General features: G+C 62.6%; 16 protein-coding genes. 5 read left to right on the top strand and 11 right to left on the bottom strand.

The features are described 5' to 3' along the window. Positions 1–40: 40 nt before the first annotated feature. A complete protein-coding gene (locus tag BW975_RS11740; protein WP_076534773.1) occupies positions 41–262 on the top strand; it encodes a putative signal transducing protein in 222 nt (73 codons plus the stop codon). A 174-nt stretch (positions 263–436) separates the two neighbouring features. Next, the gene (locus BW975_RS11745) at positions 437–604 is read left to right on the top strand and encodes a YdcH family protein (protein WP_076534219.1); all 168 of its coding nucleotides are present in this window, start codon (positions 437–439) and stop codon (positions 602–604) included. Between the two features lie 91 nt (positions 605–695). Here the strand turns inward: BW975_RS11745 and phbB are convergent, their stop codons facing one another. The 4 genes from phbB to BW975_RS11765 all read right to left on the bottom strand — a co-directional run bounded on the left by phbB (position 696) and on the right by BW975_RS11765 (position 4,461). Continuing rightward, entirely contained in the window at positions 696–1,418 is a 723-nt protein-coding gene (gene phbB, locus BW975_RS11750; protein WP_076534221.1) for an acetoacetyl-CoA reductase, read from the bottom strand. 23 nt (positions 1,419–1,441) lie between these two features. Beyond that, positions 1,442–2,278: a patatin-like phospholipase family protein gene (locus BW975_RS11755; RefSeq protein ID WP_076534223.1), complete on the bottom strand. Its 837-nt coding sequence runs from the start codon at positions 2,276–2,278 to the stop codon at positions 1,442–1,444. Positions 2,279–2,301: 23 nt separating this feature from the next. Continuing rightward, entirely contained in the window at positions 2,302–3,477 is a 1,176-nt protein-coding gene (locus tag BW975_RS11760) for an acetyl-CoA C-acetyltransferase (RefSeq protein ID WP_076534225.1), read from the bottom strand. 141 nt (positions 3,478–3,618) lie between these two features. After that, a complete protein-coding gene (locus BW975_RS11765; protein ID WP_076534227.1) occupies positions 3,619–4,461 on the bottom strand; it encodes an EAL domain-containing protein in 843 nt (280 codons plus the stop codon). 89 nt (positions 4,462–4,550) lie between these two features. Between BW975_RS11765 and BW975_RS11770 the strand changes: the two genes are divergently transcribed. Both BW975_RS11770 and BW975_RS11775 read left to right on the top strand, forming a co-directional pair. Then, positions 4,551–5,141, top strand: a complete 591-nt coding sequence (locus tag BW975_RS11770) for a DNA-3-methyladenine glycosylase I (protein ID WP_076534229.1) — start codon at positions 4,551–4,553, stop codon at positions 5,139–5,141. A gap of 234 nt (positions 5,142–5,375) precedes the next feature. Next, entirely contained in the window at positions 5,376–6,872 is a 1,497-nt protein-coding gene (locus BW975_RS11775) for a D-alanyl-D-alanine carboxypeptidase family protein (RefSeq protein ID WP_076534231.1), read from the top strand. A 56-nt stretch (positions 6,873–6,928) separates the two neighbouring features. On the opposite strand, the gene BW975_RS11780 is transcribed toward BW975_RS11775, so the two are convergent. After that, a complete protein-coding gene (locus BW975_RS11780) occupies positions 6,929–7,813 on the bottom strand; it encodes a LysR family transcriptional regulator (protein ID WP_076534233.1) in 885 nt (294 codons plus the stop codon). A gap of 99 nt (positions 7,814–7,912) precedes the next feature. Between BW975_RS11780 and BW975_RS18075 the strand changes: the two genes are divergently transcribed. Beyond that, on the top strand, positions 7,913–8,053 hold the full coding sequence (locus tag BW975_RS18075) for a hypothetical protein (RefSeq protein ID WP_170846610.1): 141 nt from the start codon (positions 7,913–7,915) through the stop codon (positions 8,051–8,053). Positions 8,054–8,118: 65 nt separating this feature from the next. Here the strand turns inward: BW975_RS18075 and BW975_RS11785 are convergent, their stop codons facing one another. From BW975_RS11785 to BW975_RS11810, 6 genes are all read right to left on the bottom strand, one after another. Further along, positions 8,119–8,658: a CBS domain-containing protein gene (locus BW975_RS11785; RefSeq protein ID WP_076534235.1), complete on the bottom strand. Its 540-nt coding sequence runs from the start codon at positions 8,656–8,658 to the stop codon at positions 8,119–8,121. A gap of 127 nt (positions 8,659–8,785) precedes the next feature. Then, positions 8,786–10,396, bottom strand: coding sequence for an ABC transporter ATP-binding protein (locus BW975_RS11790; protein WP_076534237.1), 1,611 nt, complete (start codon positions 10,394–10,396; stop codon positions 8,786–8,788). Further along, positions 10,393–11,499: an ABC transporter permease gene (locus BW975_RS11795; protein ID WP_076534239.1), complete on the bottom strand. Its 1,107-nt coding sequence runs from the start codon at positions 11,497–11,499 to the stop codon at positions 10,393–10,395. Before BW975_RS11795 ends, BW975_RS11790 begins: the two co-directional genes overlap by 4 nt. Positions 11,500–11,623: 124 nt before the next feature. Next, positions 11,624–12,712: a microcin C ABC transporter permease YejB gene (locus BW975_RS11800; protein ID WP_076534240.1), complete on the bottom strand. Its 1,089-nt coding sequence runs from the start codon at positions 12,710–12,712 to the stop codon at positions 11,624–11,626. Positions 12,713–12,718: 6 nt separating this feature from the next. Continuing rightward, entirely contained in the window at positions 12,719–14,677 is a 1,959-nt protein-coding gene (locus BW975_RS11805) for an extracellular solute-binding protein (RefSeq protein ID WP_076534242.1), read from the bottom strand. A 180-nt stretch (positions 14,678–14,857) separates the two neighbouring features. After that, positions 14,858–15,382 (bottom strand): c-type cytochrome, encoded by a 525-nt coding sequence (locus BW975_RS11810; RefSeq protein ID WP_076534244.1) that lies wholly within the window; start codon positions 15,380–15,382, stop codon positions 14,858–14,860. Positions 15,383–15,389 lie beyond the last annotated feature (7 nt).

Consider the following 15,389-nt stretch of genomic DNA (forward strand, 5'->3'; position numbering starts at 1 on the left):
CGGCTCGACAAATTCGGCCGCTCTGCCTAAACCTTTGACGATGAAACAATTGATGCGCACGACCGATATGTCCACCATCGCCTTCGCCCAGGCATTGCTGCAAGGCGAGGGTATAGACTGCTTTGAAATGGACGTAAATATGAGCGTCCTGGAAGGCGGCATCGGTATATTTCCAAGGCGTTTGATGGTGCATCCCGATGACTGGGAGGACGCCGCGACTGCCTTGCGCGACAACGGCATCGAGGTGCATGACGGCCCCTGAGCCGCACCATGGGCGGAAATGTCGCGCCCGCGTAAGAGCTTATTTTTGCACAAGTTGCGCAAAACTGTTCGCAATAATCCGCCACGATGCTGCGACTGCGGCGTGACAGACTTAAAATTATGTGCTGCACTGCCCATGTACTATTTTGTACACACACAAGCAGAGGAGCTTTTCATGAGCCTGACATCCCACATCGAAGAACTGAAGAGAAAGCATCAGGACCTCTCGGCCAAAGTGGATCAGGCGCAACGCGCGCCGGGTATCAGCACGCTCGATGTAGCGGAAATGAAAAAGCAAAAATTGCGCCTGAAGGAAGAAATCGCTCGCCTGTCGGGCCTCTGACCTTCCGTTCCCACCGGAATACCATTCAAATCGTCAAGGGCCGGTGCGGGATGCACCGGCCCCTTTTGAATTTCGAAGGGGTCATGCGCCCTCAGACGAAGAACTGTCCACCATTGGCCGAAATGGTCGAGCCATTGACGAAACCCGACCCGTCAGCCGCCAGGAAAGACACGCAGCGCGCGATTTCTTCTGGCTCACCCAAACGGCCTGCCGGGATCTGGCCGATGATCGCCTCACGCACCTTTTCCGGAACCGCCATCACCATCTCGGTCGCAATATAGCCGGGGCAGACCGCGTTCGCGGTGATGCCCGCGCGCGCGCCCTCCTGCGCCAGAGATTTGACGATGCCCAGATCGCCGGCCTTGGTCGCGGCGTAGTTGACCTGCGCGAACTGGCCCTTCTGCCCGTTGATCGAGCTGATGACGATAACCCGGCCAAACTTGCGCTCGCGCATGCCGGGCCAGACGGGGTGGACGGTGTTGAAGACGCCGGTGAGGTTGGTATCGATCACCTGGTGCCACTGCTCGGGCGTCATCTTGTGGAAAGGTGCGTCTTTGGTGATGCCGGCATTGGCCACGACGATGTCGATGGGGCCCAGATCGGCCTCCACCTTGGCGATGCCCGCGGCGCTTTCCTCGTAATCGGCGACGTTCCACTTGTAGGTCGCGATGCCCGTTTCGTCGGTGAACGCCTTGGCCGCCTCATCATTGCCGGCATAAGTCGCCGCCACGTTGCATCCGTCCGCCTTCAGCTGTTTCGAAATCGCCGCGCCGATCCCGCGGGTGCCGCCCGTCACCAATGCCGTTCTTGCCATGTCCTTCATCCTCCCGAGATGATTTATTTTTCGGCGCTTCGAAGGAAACGCTCTCCCTCATTCTTACCTTGATTCCAGGTGCGGTCAATTTTTGCCGGATCGGTGAAATCCACCTTGTCGGCCTCCACCTCATCGCCCGGCGCGACATAATGGCGGCCCTCGATCTCGGGGATCCGCCGATACGCGCGTGTGAGCAGGATAAGGCTTCGCCCCTCGTCCGGCTCCGGCATTGGTGCCTGGTCCGACATGCCGCCGTCGATGACGTCCTTGCCATCCCAGCGGGCCAACTCGAACAGCGGCGGGATGACCGCCGCGGCGCAGATGAGGTCCACGAGCAAACCGTCACGCGCGGCCTGACGCGCGTCCACCATGGTCGCGGTGACGCCGATCCGCTCGGCCCAGTTGAAGTGAGGGGAAGAAATCAGATGCAGCTCGGCCTCGTAGGCCATCGTCGCGGCAACGCCTGTCACGGAGGCCAGCGCGCCAGTGGGCGGATGGCCGAGATAGATCTGAAAGACCGGGCCATTCGCCACGGCCTCGACCGCATCGGGTGTCATCGCCGCCTCAACCACCTCGCGATAGATGCGCTGGTGCGGGCTGATCCCGGCGCCCTCGGCAATCTCGTGCATCGGCGCGTTGCTGTCCTGCTCGGAAAAAGCGTCCTTCATGAGGGACAAAATCCGCGGACCTTGCCGGGTGACAAAGCCCGCCCCGGTCAGCGCGCCGCCACTGACGGCCGAAATGCGCGCCGGATCCAGATGTAGCGGATCGCGCACGACATCCAGAAAACCGCCCTGCCAGAAGCAGCGCGTCCCGCCGCCGGAGAAGACAAGCTGGTCATAGGGCGGGCGCGGGCTCAACGCCGCGCGCCCCCGCCGGTCTCTCAGTCCCGCTCCACGCACATGGCCACGCCCATGCCGCCGCCGATGCACAGCGTCGCAAGACCCTTCTTGGCGCCGCGACGCTGCATCTCGAAGAGGAGGGTGTTGAGCACGCGGCAACCCGAGGCGCCGATGGGGTGGCCGATGGCGATGGCGCCGCCGTTGACGTTCACGATCGACGGATCCCAGCCCATGTCCTTGTTCACGGCGCAGGCCTGAGCCGCAAACGCCTCGTTCGCCTCGACGAGGTCCAGATCGCCCACGCTCCAGCCTGCCTTCTCCAGCGCCTTGCGGCTGGCATGGATCGGGCCCACGCCCATGATGGACGGATCCAGGCCCGCTGTGGCGTAGCTGGCGATGCGTGCCAGCGGCTCGATCCCGCGCTTGGCGGCCTCATCCGCGCTCATCAGCAGGGTCGCGGCGGCACCGTCGTTGATGCCCGACGCGTTGGCGGCGGTAACGCTGCCGTCCTTGGTAAAGGCGGGGCGCATCTTTTGCATGGCCTCGATGACGGCGCCGTGGCGGATGTATTCGTCCTTGTCGACGATGTTCTCGCCCTTGCGGGTCTTGACGGTGAAGGGGACGATTTCGTCGTCGAACTTGCCGGCGTTTTGCGCCGCCTCTGCCTTGTTCTGGCTGGCGAGGGCGAATTCATCCTGCTGCTCACGGCTGATCTGCCACTGCTCGGCCACGTTCTCGGCGGTCTGGCCCATGTGATAGCCATTGAATGCGTCCCAAAGACCATCGCGGATCATGGTATCGATCATCGACAGATCACCCATTTTCTGCCCGGCGCGCAGATGCGCGGCGTGGGGGCTGAGCGTCATGTTCTCTTGCCCGCCCGCGCAAATGATCGATGCATCACCCAGCATGATGTGCTGCGCACCCAGCGCCACAGCCCGCAGGCCCGAGCCACATACCTGGTTGATACTCCAGGCCGCCGACTCCTTTGGCAGACCCGCGTTGATATGCGCCTGGCGCGCGGGGTTCTGGCCCTGCGCGGCGGTCAGAACCTGGCCCAGGATCGTCTCTGACACCTCGGATTTGTCGATGCCTGCGCGCGCGACGACCGCCTCGAGTACGGCAGCGCCCAGGTCATGTGCAGGCGTATTGGCAAACACGCCCCCGAACGAGCCGACGGCAGTGCGCGCGGCAGATGCGATAACGACTTTGGTCATAGGATTCCCTCCACCAGGATCATGATTGGCGCGCGTGTCAGCGCCGCCCCTGATTAGATTGATAGACCATGCGCCGCACTGCGGCAACCGGCGCCATGGCCCCCGCCTCGCGCAACAGCGACCGGCAAGCGGCCTTCCCGATCACGCCGCGCCGAGCCTGTCATCGCGGTTCAGCCAGACGGGTTTGACCGAAGGCGCGCCGAAGTAATACCCCTGCAGACAGTCGATCCCGATCGAGGTGAGATAGGCCGCGTCATCGGGGCGTTCGACGCTTTCCGCGACCGTAATCATGTCGAACTGTCGACCGATGGTGGCCAGTGCCGTGGTCAGCACCTGATTGTCCGCGTCCTGCGCGATACCGCGGATGAACTGGCCATCGATCTTGAGAATGTCGAAAAAGAAATCCTTGAGATAGCGCAGCGAGGTGAAGCCGGCCCCGAAATCGTCCAGTGCAAAGCTGACGCCGCGCTGCGACACCTCATCCATGAAACCGGTGACCAACTCGGGCACCAACATGGCCGAACTTTCGGTGATCTCGAGGATCAGGCGCTCGGCCACGGTCGGATCGTTCTGGAGCCCCTCGTTCAAGGTGCGCAACCAGCGCGCATATCCGATCGAGCGGGCGGACATATTGATCGACAGGCGCAGATCACGATGCACGGATAGCGTGCGCAGACCCTTCTCCAGCGCCACGCAATCAATGATGCGCCCTGTCTCGGTCGTTTCGATCGCGCCGATGAATTCGCGCGCCGGAATGATGCGCCCGGTGGCGTCCAGCACCCGCACAAGACCCTCGTAGAAGGCGACACGCTCGGTCTGGCCTGCGGGCACGACCGGTTGATAGGCAAGCATCACCTGTTTATGGCGTACCGCGTCGTCGACCATCTGGATGGTCGTGCGATCCCGCGCCGAGATGGCATATGATAGCGGGTCCTGATGACCCTCGGGCACGTCCGCCCACTTCCCCTTGCGATGGTCCAGCATGTCACGCTCCGATTTGAGTAGGGACACGCTATCGCCAAGCGGCTAATCAGGACTTAACACTTTGCAAAGAAGTATAGAGGATTGTTCCGATGTGCCAAAGGTGCGCCTGGGCGGGGCCCGAAGACATCTATATCGCCTATCACGACACCGAATGGGGCGTGCCCGAATGGAACAGCCGGGCCTTGTGGGAAAAGCTGATCCTCGATGGATTTCAGGCGGGCCTGTCCTGGATCACGATCCTTAAAAAGCGCGAGAATTTTCGCGCGGCCTTTGCGGGATTCGACCCGGACATCATCGCAAAATGGGGTGAAGCGGACGTCACGCGCCTTCTGGCCGATCCGGGAATCATTCGCCACCGGGGCAAGATCGAGGCGACCATCGGCAATGCCCGCGCCTGGCGCCGAATCGAGGATGAGGGCGGGTTCGACCGCTTTTTATGGGGGTATGTCGGCGGCACGCCGCTTCAGAACAGCTTTGCCAGTCAGGCCGACGTGCCGACCCATACCGCCCTTTCGACCCGGATCTCAAAGGACCTGAAGCGCCACGGGTTCAAATTCTGCGGGCCGACCATCGTCTATGCCTTCATGGAGGCCTGCGGTCTGGTCAACGATCACCTGACTACCTGCCACCGCCATGCGCCGGTGGCCGAGATGGCCCGGCGGCCAGACACCGGCGCCTGATCCCGGTCTACCCGCTCGCCTCTCGCGCGAGCGATGCGCCACATTCTCGCCACAATGGCCAGTCTGGTAGGTCACTGGGCGCCCGCCCCCATATCTAGGCGCAGGACCCTGCCAGAGCCTGAAAATTCCATTGAATCTAAGACTTTATTCGAAAGAAATCATGTGCTACCTTACTTAAATAATTAAGTCAGCCGGGCAAATCGGCGGCGTGAGGCAGTAAAAAAGAGTGGTTCCATGAAAAATCGGAACAGGCAGCCCATTCGGCTGGGTCTGTGGGCGTTCGCAACGCTCTGGATGTTGGTCATTTTGCCGCTCAGCGCGGCAGCGGCCCCTTATGCGGCGATGGTGATTGACGCGAGGTCCGGCAAGGTGCTGCACGCTGAAAACGCGGATGCACGGCTGCATCCCGCCTCGCTGACCAAGATGCTGACCCTCTATATCGCTTTCGAGGCCATCGAGCATGGCGAGATCGGCCTTGATGACGAGGTGGTCATCTCGCGCTTTGCCGCGTCCGAGCCGCCCAGCAAGCTCGGTCTGAAATCGGGCCAGCGGATCAAGCTCCGCTATCTGATCCGCGCCGCCGCCGTGAAATCCGCCAATGACGCCGCCACCGCGATCGGCGAGGCGATCGAGGGCAGCGAGGCGGCCTTTGCCCGCCGGATGAACCGCACCGCGCAGGCGTTGGGTATGTCACGCAGTACGTTCAAGAACGCGCATGGCCTGACCGAAGAGGGGCACCTGTCGACCGCGCGCGACATGACGGTGATGGGGCGTCACCTGCTTTACGACTTCCCGGAATACTACAACCTCTTCTCGCGCATCACTGCCGATGCGGGCGTGCGGAAGGTTTCGCACACCAACCGCAAACTTCTGCGCGACTACAAGGGCGCCGACGGCATCAAGACCGGCTATACCCGCGCTGCCGGCTTCAACCTTGTCGCCAGCGCCGAGTTGGGCAGCGAGCGGATCATCGCAACCGTCTTTGGCGGACGCTCTACCGCGACGCGCAACGCCCGCGTGGCCGAGCTTCTGGATCTCGGCTTTCGCCAGGCGCCCACGCAGATGGCCCTTAACCGGCCAGCCAAGCCACGCTATCAGGGGCCTGGCGGCACACGCGTTGTGACCGTGGGCGACAACGAAGAACATGGCGTCGCCGGCAAGACCGTGCGCCTGACCACGGCCGCCGCCGTCAAGACCAGCCTACGTCCCAAAGCGCGCCCCCTGCCCGCCGAACCGGTGCTGATCGCCGCCGCGGATGACATCGAAAAGGCGCTGGCCGCTGCGCAAGAGGCGGATATCGCCGCCGCGTCCCTGCCCGGCGCCGAGCAGCCCGCACCGGCCACGACACCCGCCACCGCGGCGGTCGCCGTCGCGCGTGCCGATCCCGACATGCCGCGCCCCGTGCGCCGCCCCGAGGGCCTGACGCTGGCCAGCCTCCAGACCCAGACCGAAGATCCGGTGCAGGAAGTCGTCACGCGCATCTCCACGTCGGGTGGGCGCAATTGGGGCATCAATGTAGGCCGCTATCCCAGCCAATACGCAGCGCGCAAAATCCTGCTGCGAACCGCGCTCAGCGAGATGAGCACACTGGACGGATCGCTGCGCAAGGTTGTGACCCGCTCGAACGGGTATGACGCGAATTTCATGGGCCTGACGCGTGAGACGGCCGATCTGGCCTGCCGGCGCCTGCAGTCGCGCCAGTTCACCTGCTTCATGATCGAGCCGGGCTGAGCTATTTCACAGGGCATCGGACAAAGGCGCGGCGGGCATGTCCCCTAGCGCCTTTTTCATTTTGCAGGTGCAACATCACGCTGCGCGCGCAACCATCGGCGAAACGCCTTGGCTTGAGGGCGCAGGATGCCGGGCCGCGTCACGATGAAATACCCCGTCTCGCCGCAATCGCGAAAGAGGATGCGCAACCGGCCCGCCGCGACATCTGCCTCGACGGACGAAGCCGTCAATACCGCAACGCCGTGGCCCGCGCGCGCGCCATCAAGCATCAGGTTGCCCGGCACCTGAGTGATCGAATGACCACGCGGCAGTTCCAGCCCGGCACGAAACATCCAGTCCGAGGCAGGGCTCTGATCCAGCTCTGTCAGCCACGGATAATCCAGCAACTCCTCCCGCGTAGTGAACTGCCGATCCCCGACCAGCGAAGGCGCCGCCGTCACGACGATATCTGTCGGCACAAGCAGCTCGGCCTCCAGCCCGTCCCAGTGACCAAGACCAAACCGCAGCGCCAGATCAACACCGCCCGGCGCCGGATCGGCGCGCTGTGGCGAGGGATGCACCATCAGGTCCACGCCGGGATGGCGCGTCTGAAAATCACGCAACCGCGGCATCAGCCAGACCGCTGCAAATTGCGGCGTCGTCGAGATCTGAAGCGGCCGCGCGGCATCCGCACCCGTCAGCGCCGCCACCTGCTGCGCGATGAGGCCAAAGCCCTCGTCCAGCGCAGCGGCCAGATGCTTGCCCTCATCCGTCAAAGCCAAGCCGCGCCCCTCGCGCCGAACCAGTGCCAGGCCCATATGCGCCTCCAGCGCCTTGATCTGCTGGCTGATCGCGGCGTGGCTGACATTCAGCGCCGCCCCCGCGCCGCTGGCGGATCCCGCCTGCGCCAGCGCCGAAAACGCGCGCAAGGCGTTCAGCGAGGGAAGGTCGCACCAATTCATTCGTTAGCCTGCTTTACATGTGGGTAATATTCCAGACTCGCATCATGTCACGCAAAAGCGCAATTGTATAGCATATCAGCGCAATGAAAGGATCGCGCCATGCTCAGTATCTTTGCCAAAACTTTCATGACTGCCGCACGTCAGCCCGAGGTCAAAGGCCATCAAGGCACCCGTCACCGCTTTGAATCGCGCCGCGAGGCCGAGATCGAGGCGCATCTGACCGCGCGGCGCCGCGACTAAACAAAAACGGCCCGCCCCCGGATTTCCCGGAGGCGGGCGATGCATGTCTGCCGTGGGGTATGCGTTCAGATCACGCTCAGCACGATGATCATCGCGAGTGCATACATCAAGATGCCGCCGCCTATTAGGAAATAGGGAAACCTGCCCATGACCTGCGCCTTGGCCAAATTGCCCGCTTGAGCCAGCAGGTCGGGCCATGTGTAGCTGACAAAATCGCCTTGTGTGAATATCGCCTTGATGCGCCCATTCTCGTCGGTGACGGGCAAGCGGCGAAAGCGATCATTGGACATGATGCGCAGCCAGTCGATGATCTGATCATCCTCGCGGGCGCAACGTGGGTTGCGCGTCATCAGCTCGGACACTTTCGTCTTGGCCGGATCCAGCCCCTTGTCGACCAGCTTCTTGAGAATATCGCGCTCGGTCATGATGCCGGTCACTTTCTCGTCGTCGTTCACCACGATGATGCACCCGAAATTACGCTCGGTCATGTCGGCCACCGCAGCGGCGACCGTGCTGTCCTCGCGGCAGGTCAGCGGCTCGGGTTTGCTGGGATATTCGGGGCGGTCCATCAGGCGGGCGCCAGTTCGATTTTCGGTTGCGGCCATTGGTCGGTCCTTCCGATGATTGCGTTTGCTTGGAATTGAGGTAGCCCGCACCGCCCATGCGTCAAAGACACGCAGCGACCCTACCCTGAGCAGGGCGGGATCGACCAATCGCTACAGAGGCTTAGGGCTAGCGCGCCGCGCCCTCATGCGCCACATCCAGCGCGGCGCGCAGCAAGGCTTGGGTGTATTCGGTTTGCGGACGCTCGAAGAGGTCTTCGGCACTGCCGGCCTCGACCACATCACCCTGCTTCATAACCATGATCTTGTGGCTCATCGCACGCACCACCGCGAGGTCGTGGCTGATGAAAAGATAGGCCAGTCCATATTTCTGCTGCAGCCGGCGCAGCAGATCCACGATCTGAACCTGCACCGTCATGTCCAGCGCGCTTGTCGGCTCGTCGAGCACCAAGAGCCGGGGCCGCAGGATCATCGCGCGGGCGATCGCGATACGCTGGCGCTGTCCGCCCGAGAACTCGTGCGGGTAGCGATCCATCGCCGCGCGCGGCAATTCCACCTCGTCCAGCATCTCGGCCACCAGATCGCGCTGCGATCGGCCCTCTTGCCCCTCGGGCAGGCCATGCACGCCCAGACCCTCGGCAATGATCTCGGCGCAGGTCATACGCGGGCTGAGGCTGCCGAACGGGTCCTGAAAGACGATCTGCATGTCCGCGCGCCGGCGGCGCAGCGCCTTGGTGGACCAGCCATGCACATCCTCGCCGCAAAACCGGATGCCCCCTTCGGAGCCAATCAGCCGCATCATGGCCAGCGCCAGCGTTGTCTTGCCGGACCCGCTCTCGCCCACGATGCCAAGCGTCTCGCCCGCGTGCACGCTCAGGCTGGCCTCGTTGACCGCCTTGACGTGACCAACCGTCTTTTTGAGGAAGCCTTTCTGGATCGGGAACCAGACCCGCAGCTTGTCGGCCTCAAGGATGACGGGCGCATCGGGCGCCACTGGCGCCGGCCTTCCCGATGGCTGCGCATTCAGCAGCTTGCGGGTATAGTCATGCTGCGGATTGCCAAAGACCTCGGCCGTGGGCCCGGCCTCGACCACCATCCCGTCCTTCATCACACACACCTTGTCGGCGATACGCCGCACGATCCCCAGATCGTGGGTGATGAAGAGCAGCCCCATGTCACGGCTCTTCAGCTCCGCCAACAGCTCAAGAATCTGCGCCTGAATGGTCACATCAAGCGCCGTCGTCGGCTCGTCCGCGATCAGGATGTCGGGCTCGTTTGCCAGCGCCATTGCAATCATCACGCGCTGCCGCTGCCCGCCCGACAGCTGATGGGGATAGGCGCCCAGACGGCTCTCGGGCTCGCGAATGCCGACCTCGGTCAGCAGTTCGATGATGCGCGCGCGGGCCTCCGCCCCGGTTAATCCCTGGTGCAGCGCCAGCGACTCGCCCAGCTGCTTTTCCAGCGTATGCAGCGGATTGAGCGAGGTCATCGGCTCCTGAAATATGAAGCTGATGTCGTTGCCGCGCACCTTGCGCAGGGTCTTTGCCGGCGCGCCAATCAGCTCCTGCCCGTCATATTTTACACTGCCGCCCACCTCCGCGGCATCGCCCAGCAACGACACGGTGCTGAGCGCGGTGACGGATTTGCCCGACCCGCTCTCGCCCACCAGAGCGACGGTCTCGCCCCGGTCCACGGTAAAGCTGACGCCATGCACGCAGCGCGTCAGCGTCCCATCCTGCCGAAAGGCGATGGTCAGGTTTTCGACCGTCAGAAGGCTCATCTAAACGTCTTTCTGGGGTCGAAGGCGTCGCGCACCCCTTCAAAGATAAAGACCAGCAGCGACAGCATTATCGCGAAGGCGAAAAAGGCGGTAAAGGCCAGCCACGGCGCCTGCAGGTTCTGCTTGGCCTGCAAGGTCAGCTCGCCCAATGAGGGCGACGAAGACGGCAAGCCAAAGCCGAGGAAGTCGAGCCCCGCCAAGAGCGAGATCGTCCCGGTGATCACGAAGGGCAGCATGGTCAGCGTCGCCACCATCGCATTCGGCAGCATGTGGCGGAACATGATGCGCCGATTGCTGACGCCCAGCGCCTTGGCCGCGCGCACGTATTCCAGGTTGCGCGCGCGCAAGAACTCGGCCCGCACCACGCCCACCAGCGCCATCCACCCGAAAAGCACCGTGATCCCGACCAACAGCCAGAAACCCCGCGGCAGGATGGCAAACAGGATGATGATCACATAAAGCTGCGGGGTCGCTGCCCAGATCTCGATGAACCGCTGAAAGGTCAGATCCAGCCAGCCGCCGAAATAGCCCTGCACCGCCCCCGCCGCGATCCCGATGACCGAGGCGAGCGTGGTCACGATCAGCGTGAACATCACCGAAAGGCGGAAGCCGTAGATGACGCGCGCCAGCACGTCCCGCTTGGTATTGTCCGTGCCCAAGAGATTCTGCCCGTTCGGCGGCAGCGGCGCCGCCCCGGGCCGGTCGACGGGGGTGTCGTAGCTGTAGGGAATGGGCGGCCAGATGGCCCAGCCCTTGGCGATCTCCTCGCCCTCCACCACGCCATCGGCGGCATCTCCGATGACCCCTTCCGGATCGTCGAAACAGATATCAAGCCCGCCGGACGCGATCAGGCAGCGCACTTCGGGATCGCGGTAAACCGCCTCGGTCTTGAAATCGCCGCCAAATTCCGTCTCGGGATAGAAATTGAAGATCGGCGTATAATACTCGCCCCGGTACTGCACCAGGATTGGCTTGTCGTTGGCGATGAACTCGGCAAAGAGACTCAGCCCGAAGACAATCGAAAAGAGGACCAGCGACCAGAACGCACGCCGATTGCGCCGGAAATTGCGCCACCGACGCTGGTTGAGCGGCGAAAGGGCCATCAGCGCCGCCCCCCCGTTTCTTCTTGCGAAAAATATCCTGGGGTGAGCCGGAGGATTTCGCAGAAATCCGTAGGCGAGGGGCAACGCCCCTCTGCGCGGCTAACCAGATGGACAGAACAGCGCATCATCCCTCCCGCTTCTCGAAGTCGATGCGCGGATCGACCAGCACATACATCAGGTCGCTAAAGATGTTCACCACGAGGCCGATCAGGCCAAAAAGGAACAGCGTGCCGAACATCACCGGGTAATCGCGCCCCACGGCCGCCTCGAAGCCCAGTCGCCCCAGACCATCGAGCGAGAAGATCGTCTCGATCAGGACAGACCCGCCAAAGAAGATGCCGATGAAGACCGTCGGAAATCCCGCGATCACGATCAGCATCGCGTTGCGAAAGACATGGCCGTAGAGCACACGCTTTTCCGACAACCCCTTGGCGCGGGCGGTAATCACGTACTGCTTCTTCACCTCGTCGAGAAAGCTGTTCTTGGTCAGTAGCGTCAGCGTCGCAAAGGCTGCAATGGTGCTGGCCAGCACCGGCAGGGCGATGTGCCACAGATAATCGAGTATCTTGCCGGCCAGCGTGAACGTGTCGAATTCGTCCGAGGTGAGGCCGCGCAGAGGAAAGATCTTGAAATAACTGCCCCCCGCAAAGAGGACCAGCAGCATGATGGCAAAGAGGAAGGCCGGGATCGCATAGGCCACGATGATTATCCCACTGGTCCAGGTATCGAAGGTGCTGCCATCCCGCACCGCCTTGGACACGCCCAGCGGGATCGAGATGAGATAGGCGATCAACGTGGACCATAGCCCGAGCGAGATCGAGACAGGCATTTTCTCCAGCACCAGATCGGTCACCTCGATCTTGCGGAAATAACTCTCGCCGAAATCGAACTGCATGTAATTCCACATCATCAGGCCGAACCGCTCCAGCGGCGGCTTGTCGAGGCCGAACTGCCTTTCCAGCTCTGCGATCATCTCGGGCGGCAGGCCGCGCGCGCCGACATAGGCATTTTCGCCTTGGGTGCCCATGGCCGTGCCCGCATCGCTGCCGCCACCGGCAAAGCTGTCAAAGACGTCGCCCTTGCCCTGCATGTTGGCGATGGCCTGCTCGACGGGGCCGCCCGGCACGAATTGCACAAGGGCAAAGTTGATCACCATGATCCCCAGAAGGGTCGGGATGATCAGCAAGAGCCGCCGCAGGATATAGGCCCCCATGCGGCGTTACCTCATTTCGCCCGACGCGGCGAGCGCGGCGGCCTTGTCCGGATCAACCCACCAGAAATCCAGCACGCCCAGCGCATAGGGCGGCATCGGCTCGGGATGGGCGAACTTGTCCCAATAGGCGACCCAGTGAGAATCGTTGTACCAAACGGGGATCATAAACCGCTCATAGCGCAGCGCACGGTCGAGGGCCATCAGCGCCGCCTCCTGCGTGGCCAGATCGTTGGTGTCCAGCGCCGCGTTGATGATGGCGTCCACCATGGGGCTGGCGAGGCCCGCGGGATTGAACAGGCTGTATTCCGCCCCTTCCGAGCCGAAACGCTGCATCAGGCCGGTGCCGGGCTCCAGAAAGGCCATGTAGCTGTCGAAAATCATGTCGTAATCGCGGTCTCGGTTGCGCAGCGTGTATTGCGACGAGTCGATCTTCTCCATCTTGGCATCGATGCCCATCGCCTCGAGATTATTGATGAAATTCTCGACCACGGCGACGATCGTGGCCGACCCCGAGGAGGAGACGGGCAATTCGATGCTCAGCACCTCACCCTCCGCATTACGCCGCATGCCGCCCTCGCCTACGGGCCAGCCGGCCTCGTCAAGCAGCGACATCGCGCGGCGCAGGTTGCGCCGGTCCGTCAGGCGGCTGGCATCCGAAGTATGCGCCGTGACTGCCGGCTGGGTCAGCACCTCTTCGGGGATGACGTCGCCGAGGCTTTGCAGCAATTCCAGCTCGGCGCCTTCGGGCGCCCCCATTGCTTCCAGCGGCGTATCCTGAACAAAGCTGTCGCGCTGCTCGAAAAGGCCGAATTGCAGGCTCTCGTTGGTCCATTCAAAGTTGAAGGCCAGAGAGATCGCCTCGCGCACACGCTTGTCCTGCAGCTTCTCACGGCCGAGGTTGAAGACGAAGCCGGAAGGAACAGGGGGCGAGCCGTCGGGGATCTCTTCCAGCTTGACCCAGCCCTCGTTCGCGGCGGGAAAATCATAGCCCGTCGCCCAGGTCTTGGATGTCGTCTCGGCGCGGAAGCTGTATTCGCCCCCGGTGAATGCCTGAAACGCGACGGCGTCATCGGCGAAGTAAAGCACGCTGATCGTATCGAAATTGTGCCGTCCCAGATTGATCGGCAGGTCGCGGCCCCAATACTCGGGGTTGCGCGTGTAGGTGATGCTGCGGTCGGCCTCGGCGTTTTGCAGGACATAGGGCCCCGAGCCGGGGGACGGGTCCATGCGCGGCTCATCAAGGCGCGCGCCCGTTTCCTCGTACCACGCCTTCGAGAAGACCGGCACATTGCCAACCTGGTCGATCAGCGACCGGCGCGAGATACCTTCGGCGAAAGTGAACTTGACCGTATGATCGTCCAGCGCTTCGGCGCCCGGCACACGCTGCCTTACCGCTTCGGCGTAGGATTGCAGGCCCTGATCCAGCAGCAGATTGTGCGAAAAGACGACGTCATGCGCCGTCACTGGCGTGCCGTCCGAAAACCGCGCTTCGGGGCGCATATAAAAGATGACCCAATTCTTGCCCGCATCATATTCCAGCCGCTCGGCCAGCAGGCCGTAGGACTGACCATAGACATCGGCGGGCAGACCCTCACTGGTGCTGGGCATGTCGCCCAGCAGGCTTTCGTACATCATCCATGAATAGGCCCCCGCGCGATCCTTGCGCGAATAGGGGTTCATAGAGCTGAACGTGCCGGTCACGGCCAGCGATATCTCGCCGCCTTTGGGCGCCTCGGGGTTCACATAGTCGAAATGCGGGAAATCGGCGGGGTATTTCAGATCACCGAAATAGCTGTAGCCATGGCTTGTGATGATCTCGGCGTCCTGGTTATTGCCAGTGGCTGCGGCATCATCGGCCAGCGCGCCATGGGCCATGAGGGCCGCAATGGCCAGTCCGGCAAGGGCCGCGCGCAGACCAAAGCTGCGCCCGCCTGCCGTCTGTGCCTTGGTGTCGCCAGATCTCATGCCGTCCCTCCCGAGTGATGTGAATACAGTCTTATATATACAAGCCGCACGCTAAAGGAGGGGCAGCGCGACATTCAAGCGGGTAAAAAATTTGTCAGCGCGCGCGCCGAGGGGCACCGGACATAAATAGGGCCGCCACTCCATCGGGAATGACGGCCCATGATCCGCTATAATGCGGTGTTAGCTGCCGACCGAATCCAGATACGCGATCAGGTTCGCGCGGTCCTCGACATCCTTCAGCCCCGAATAACCCATCGATGTGCCGGGCGCATAACCCTGCGGGTTTTCGAGAAAGCCATTCAAGTTCTCGGGCGTCCAGACGTCAGCCGCCTCGGAGAGCGCGCCGGAATAGGCATAGCCGTTGGCGGTGCCAACATCGCGGCCCACGACATTATAAAGATAGGGGCCCGCACCGTTCACACCGTCCTCCAGCGCGTGGCACGCACGGCACTGGTTGAAGATCCGCTCGCCGCGGCCCGCATCGGCCATGGCATAGACTTCCTCGAAGGGGACAGCGGCCTCTTCGGGCTCGGCGCTCTCGTCCTCGCCGGTGTCGATCATGTAGCCTTGCACGACCTCGCCGTCATGATCCCCACCGGCCTCGGCGTGATAGATCGTCTCGGCCGCGAACTTGCCCAGCAGGAACACCAGGAAGGCGCCGGCGAAACCGCCCAGAATTTTGGTGAATGTCATTGTATCGAACATGAGCCCG

The organism is Roseovarius nanhaiticus (assembly GCF_900156535.1).
GTDB classification, from domain to species: Bacteria; Pseudomonadota; Alphaproteobacteria; order Rhodobacterales; family Rhodobacteraceae; genus Roseovarius; species Roseovarius nanhaiticus.

Excerpts from the sequence above, each read along its gene's own strand:
- BW975_RS11745 (WP_076534219.1), top strand. The coding sequence starts at position 437 with ATGAGCCTGACATCCCACATCGAAGAACTGAAGAGAAAGCATCAGGAC.
- BW975_RS11805 (WP_076534242.1), bottom strand. The coding sequence starts at position 14,677 with ATGAGATCTGGCGACACCAAGGCACAGACGGCAGGCGGGCGCAGCTTT.
- BW975_RS11770 (WP_076534229.1), top strand. The coding sequence starts at position 4,551 with ATGTGCCAAAGGTGCGCCTGGGCGGGGCCCGAAGACATCTATATCGCC.
- BW975_RS11790 (WP_076534237.1), bottom strand. The coding sequence starts at position 10,396 with ATGAGCCTTCTGACGGTCGAAAACCTGACCATCGCCTTTCGGCAGGAT.
- BW975_RS11800 (WP_076534240.1), bottom strand. The coding sequence starts at position 12,712 with ATGGGGGCCTATATCCTGCGGCGGCTCTTGCTGATCATCCCGACCCTT.
- BW975_RS11785 (WP_076534235.1), bottom strand. The coding sequence starts at position 8,658 with ATGGCCGCAACCGAAAATCGAACTGGCGCCCGCCTGATGGACCGCCCC.
- BW975_RS11780 (WP_076534233.1), bottom strand. The coding sequence starts at position 7,813 with ATGAATTGGTGCGACCTTCCCTCGCTGAACGCCTTGCGCGCGTTTTCG.
- BW975_RS11765 (WP_076534227.1), bottom strand. The coding sequence starts at position 4,461 with ATGCTGGACCATCGCAAGGGGAAGTGGGCGGACGTGCCCGAGGGTCAT.
- BW975_RS11760 (WP_076534225.1), bottom strand. The coding sequence starts at position 3,477 with ATGACCAAAGTCGTTATCGCATCTGCCGCGCGCACTGCCGTCGGCTCG.
- BW975_RS11810 (WP_076534244.1), bottom strand. The coding sequence starts at position 15,382 with ATGTTCGATACAATGACATTCACCAAAATTCTGGGCGGTTTCGCCGGC.
- BW975_RS11775 (WP_076534231.1), top strand. The coding sequence starts at position 5,376 with ATGAAAAATCGGAACAGGCAGCCCATTCGGCTGGGTCTGTGGGCGTTC.
- BW975_RS11795 (WP_076534239.1), bottom strand. The coding sequence starts at position 11,499 with ATGGCCCTTTCGCCGCTCAACCAGCGTCGGTGGCGCAATTTCCGGCGC.
- phbB (WP_076534221.1), bottom strand. The coding sequence starts at position 1,418 with ATGGCAAGAACGGCATTGGTGACGGGCGGCACCCGCGGGATCGGCGCG.
- BW975_RS11740 (WP_076534773.1), top strand. The coding sequence starts at position 41 with ATGAAACAATTGATGCGCACGACCGATATGTCCACCATCGCCTTCGCC.
- BW975_RS18075 (WP_170846610.1), top strand. The coding sequence starts at position 7,913 with ATGCTCAGTATCTTTGCCAAAACTTTCATGACTGCCGCACGTCAGCCC.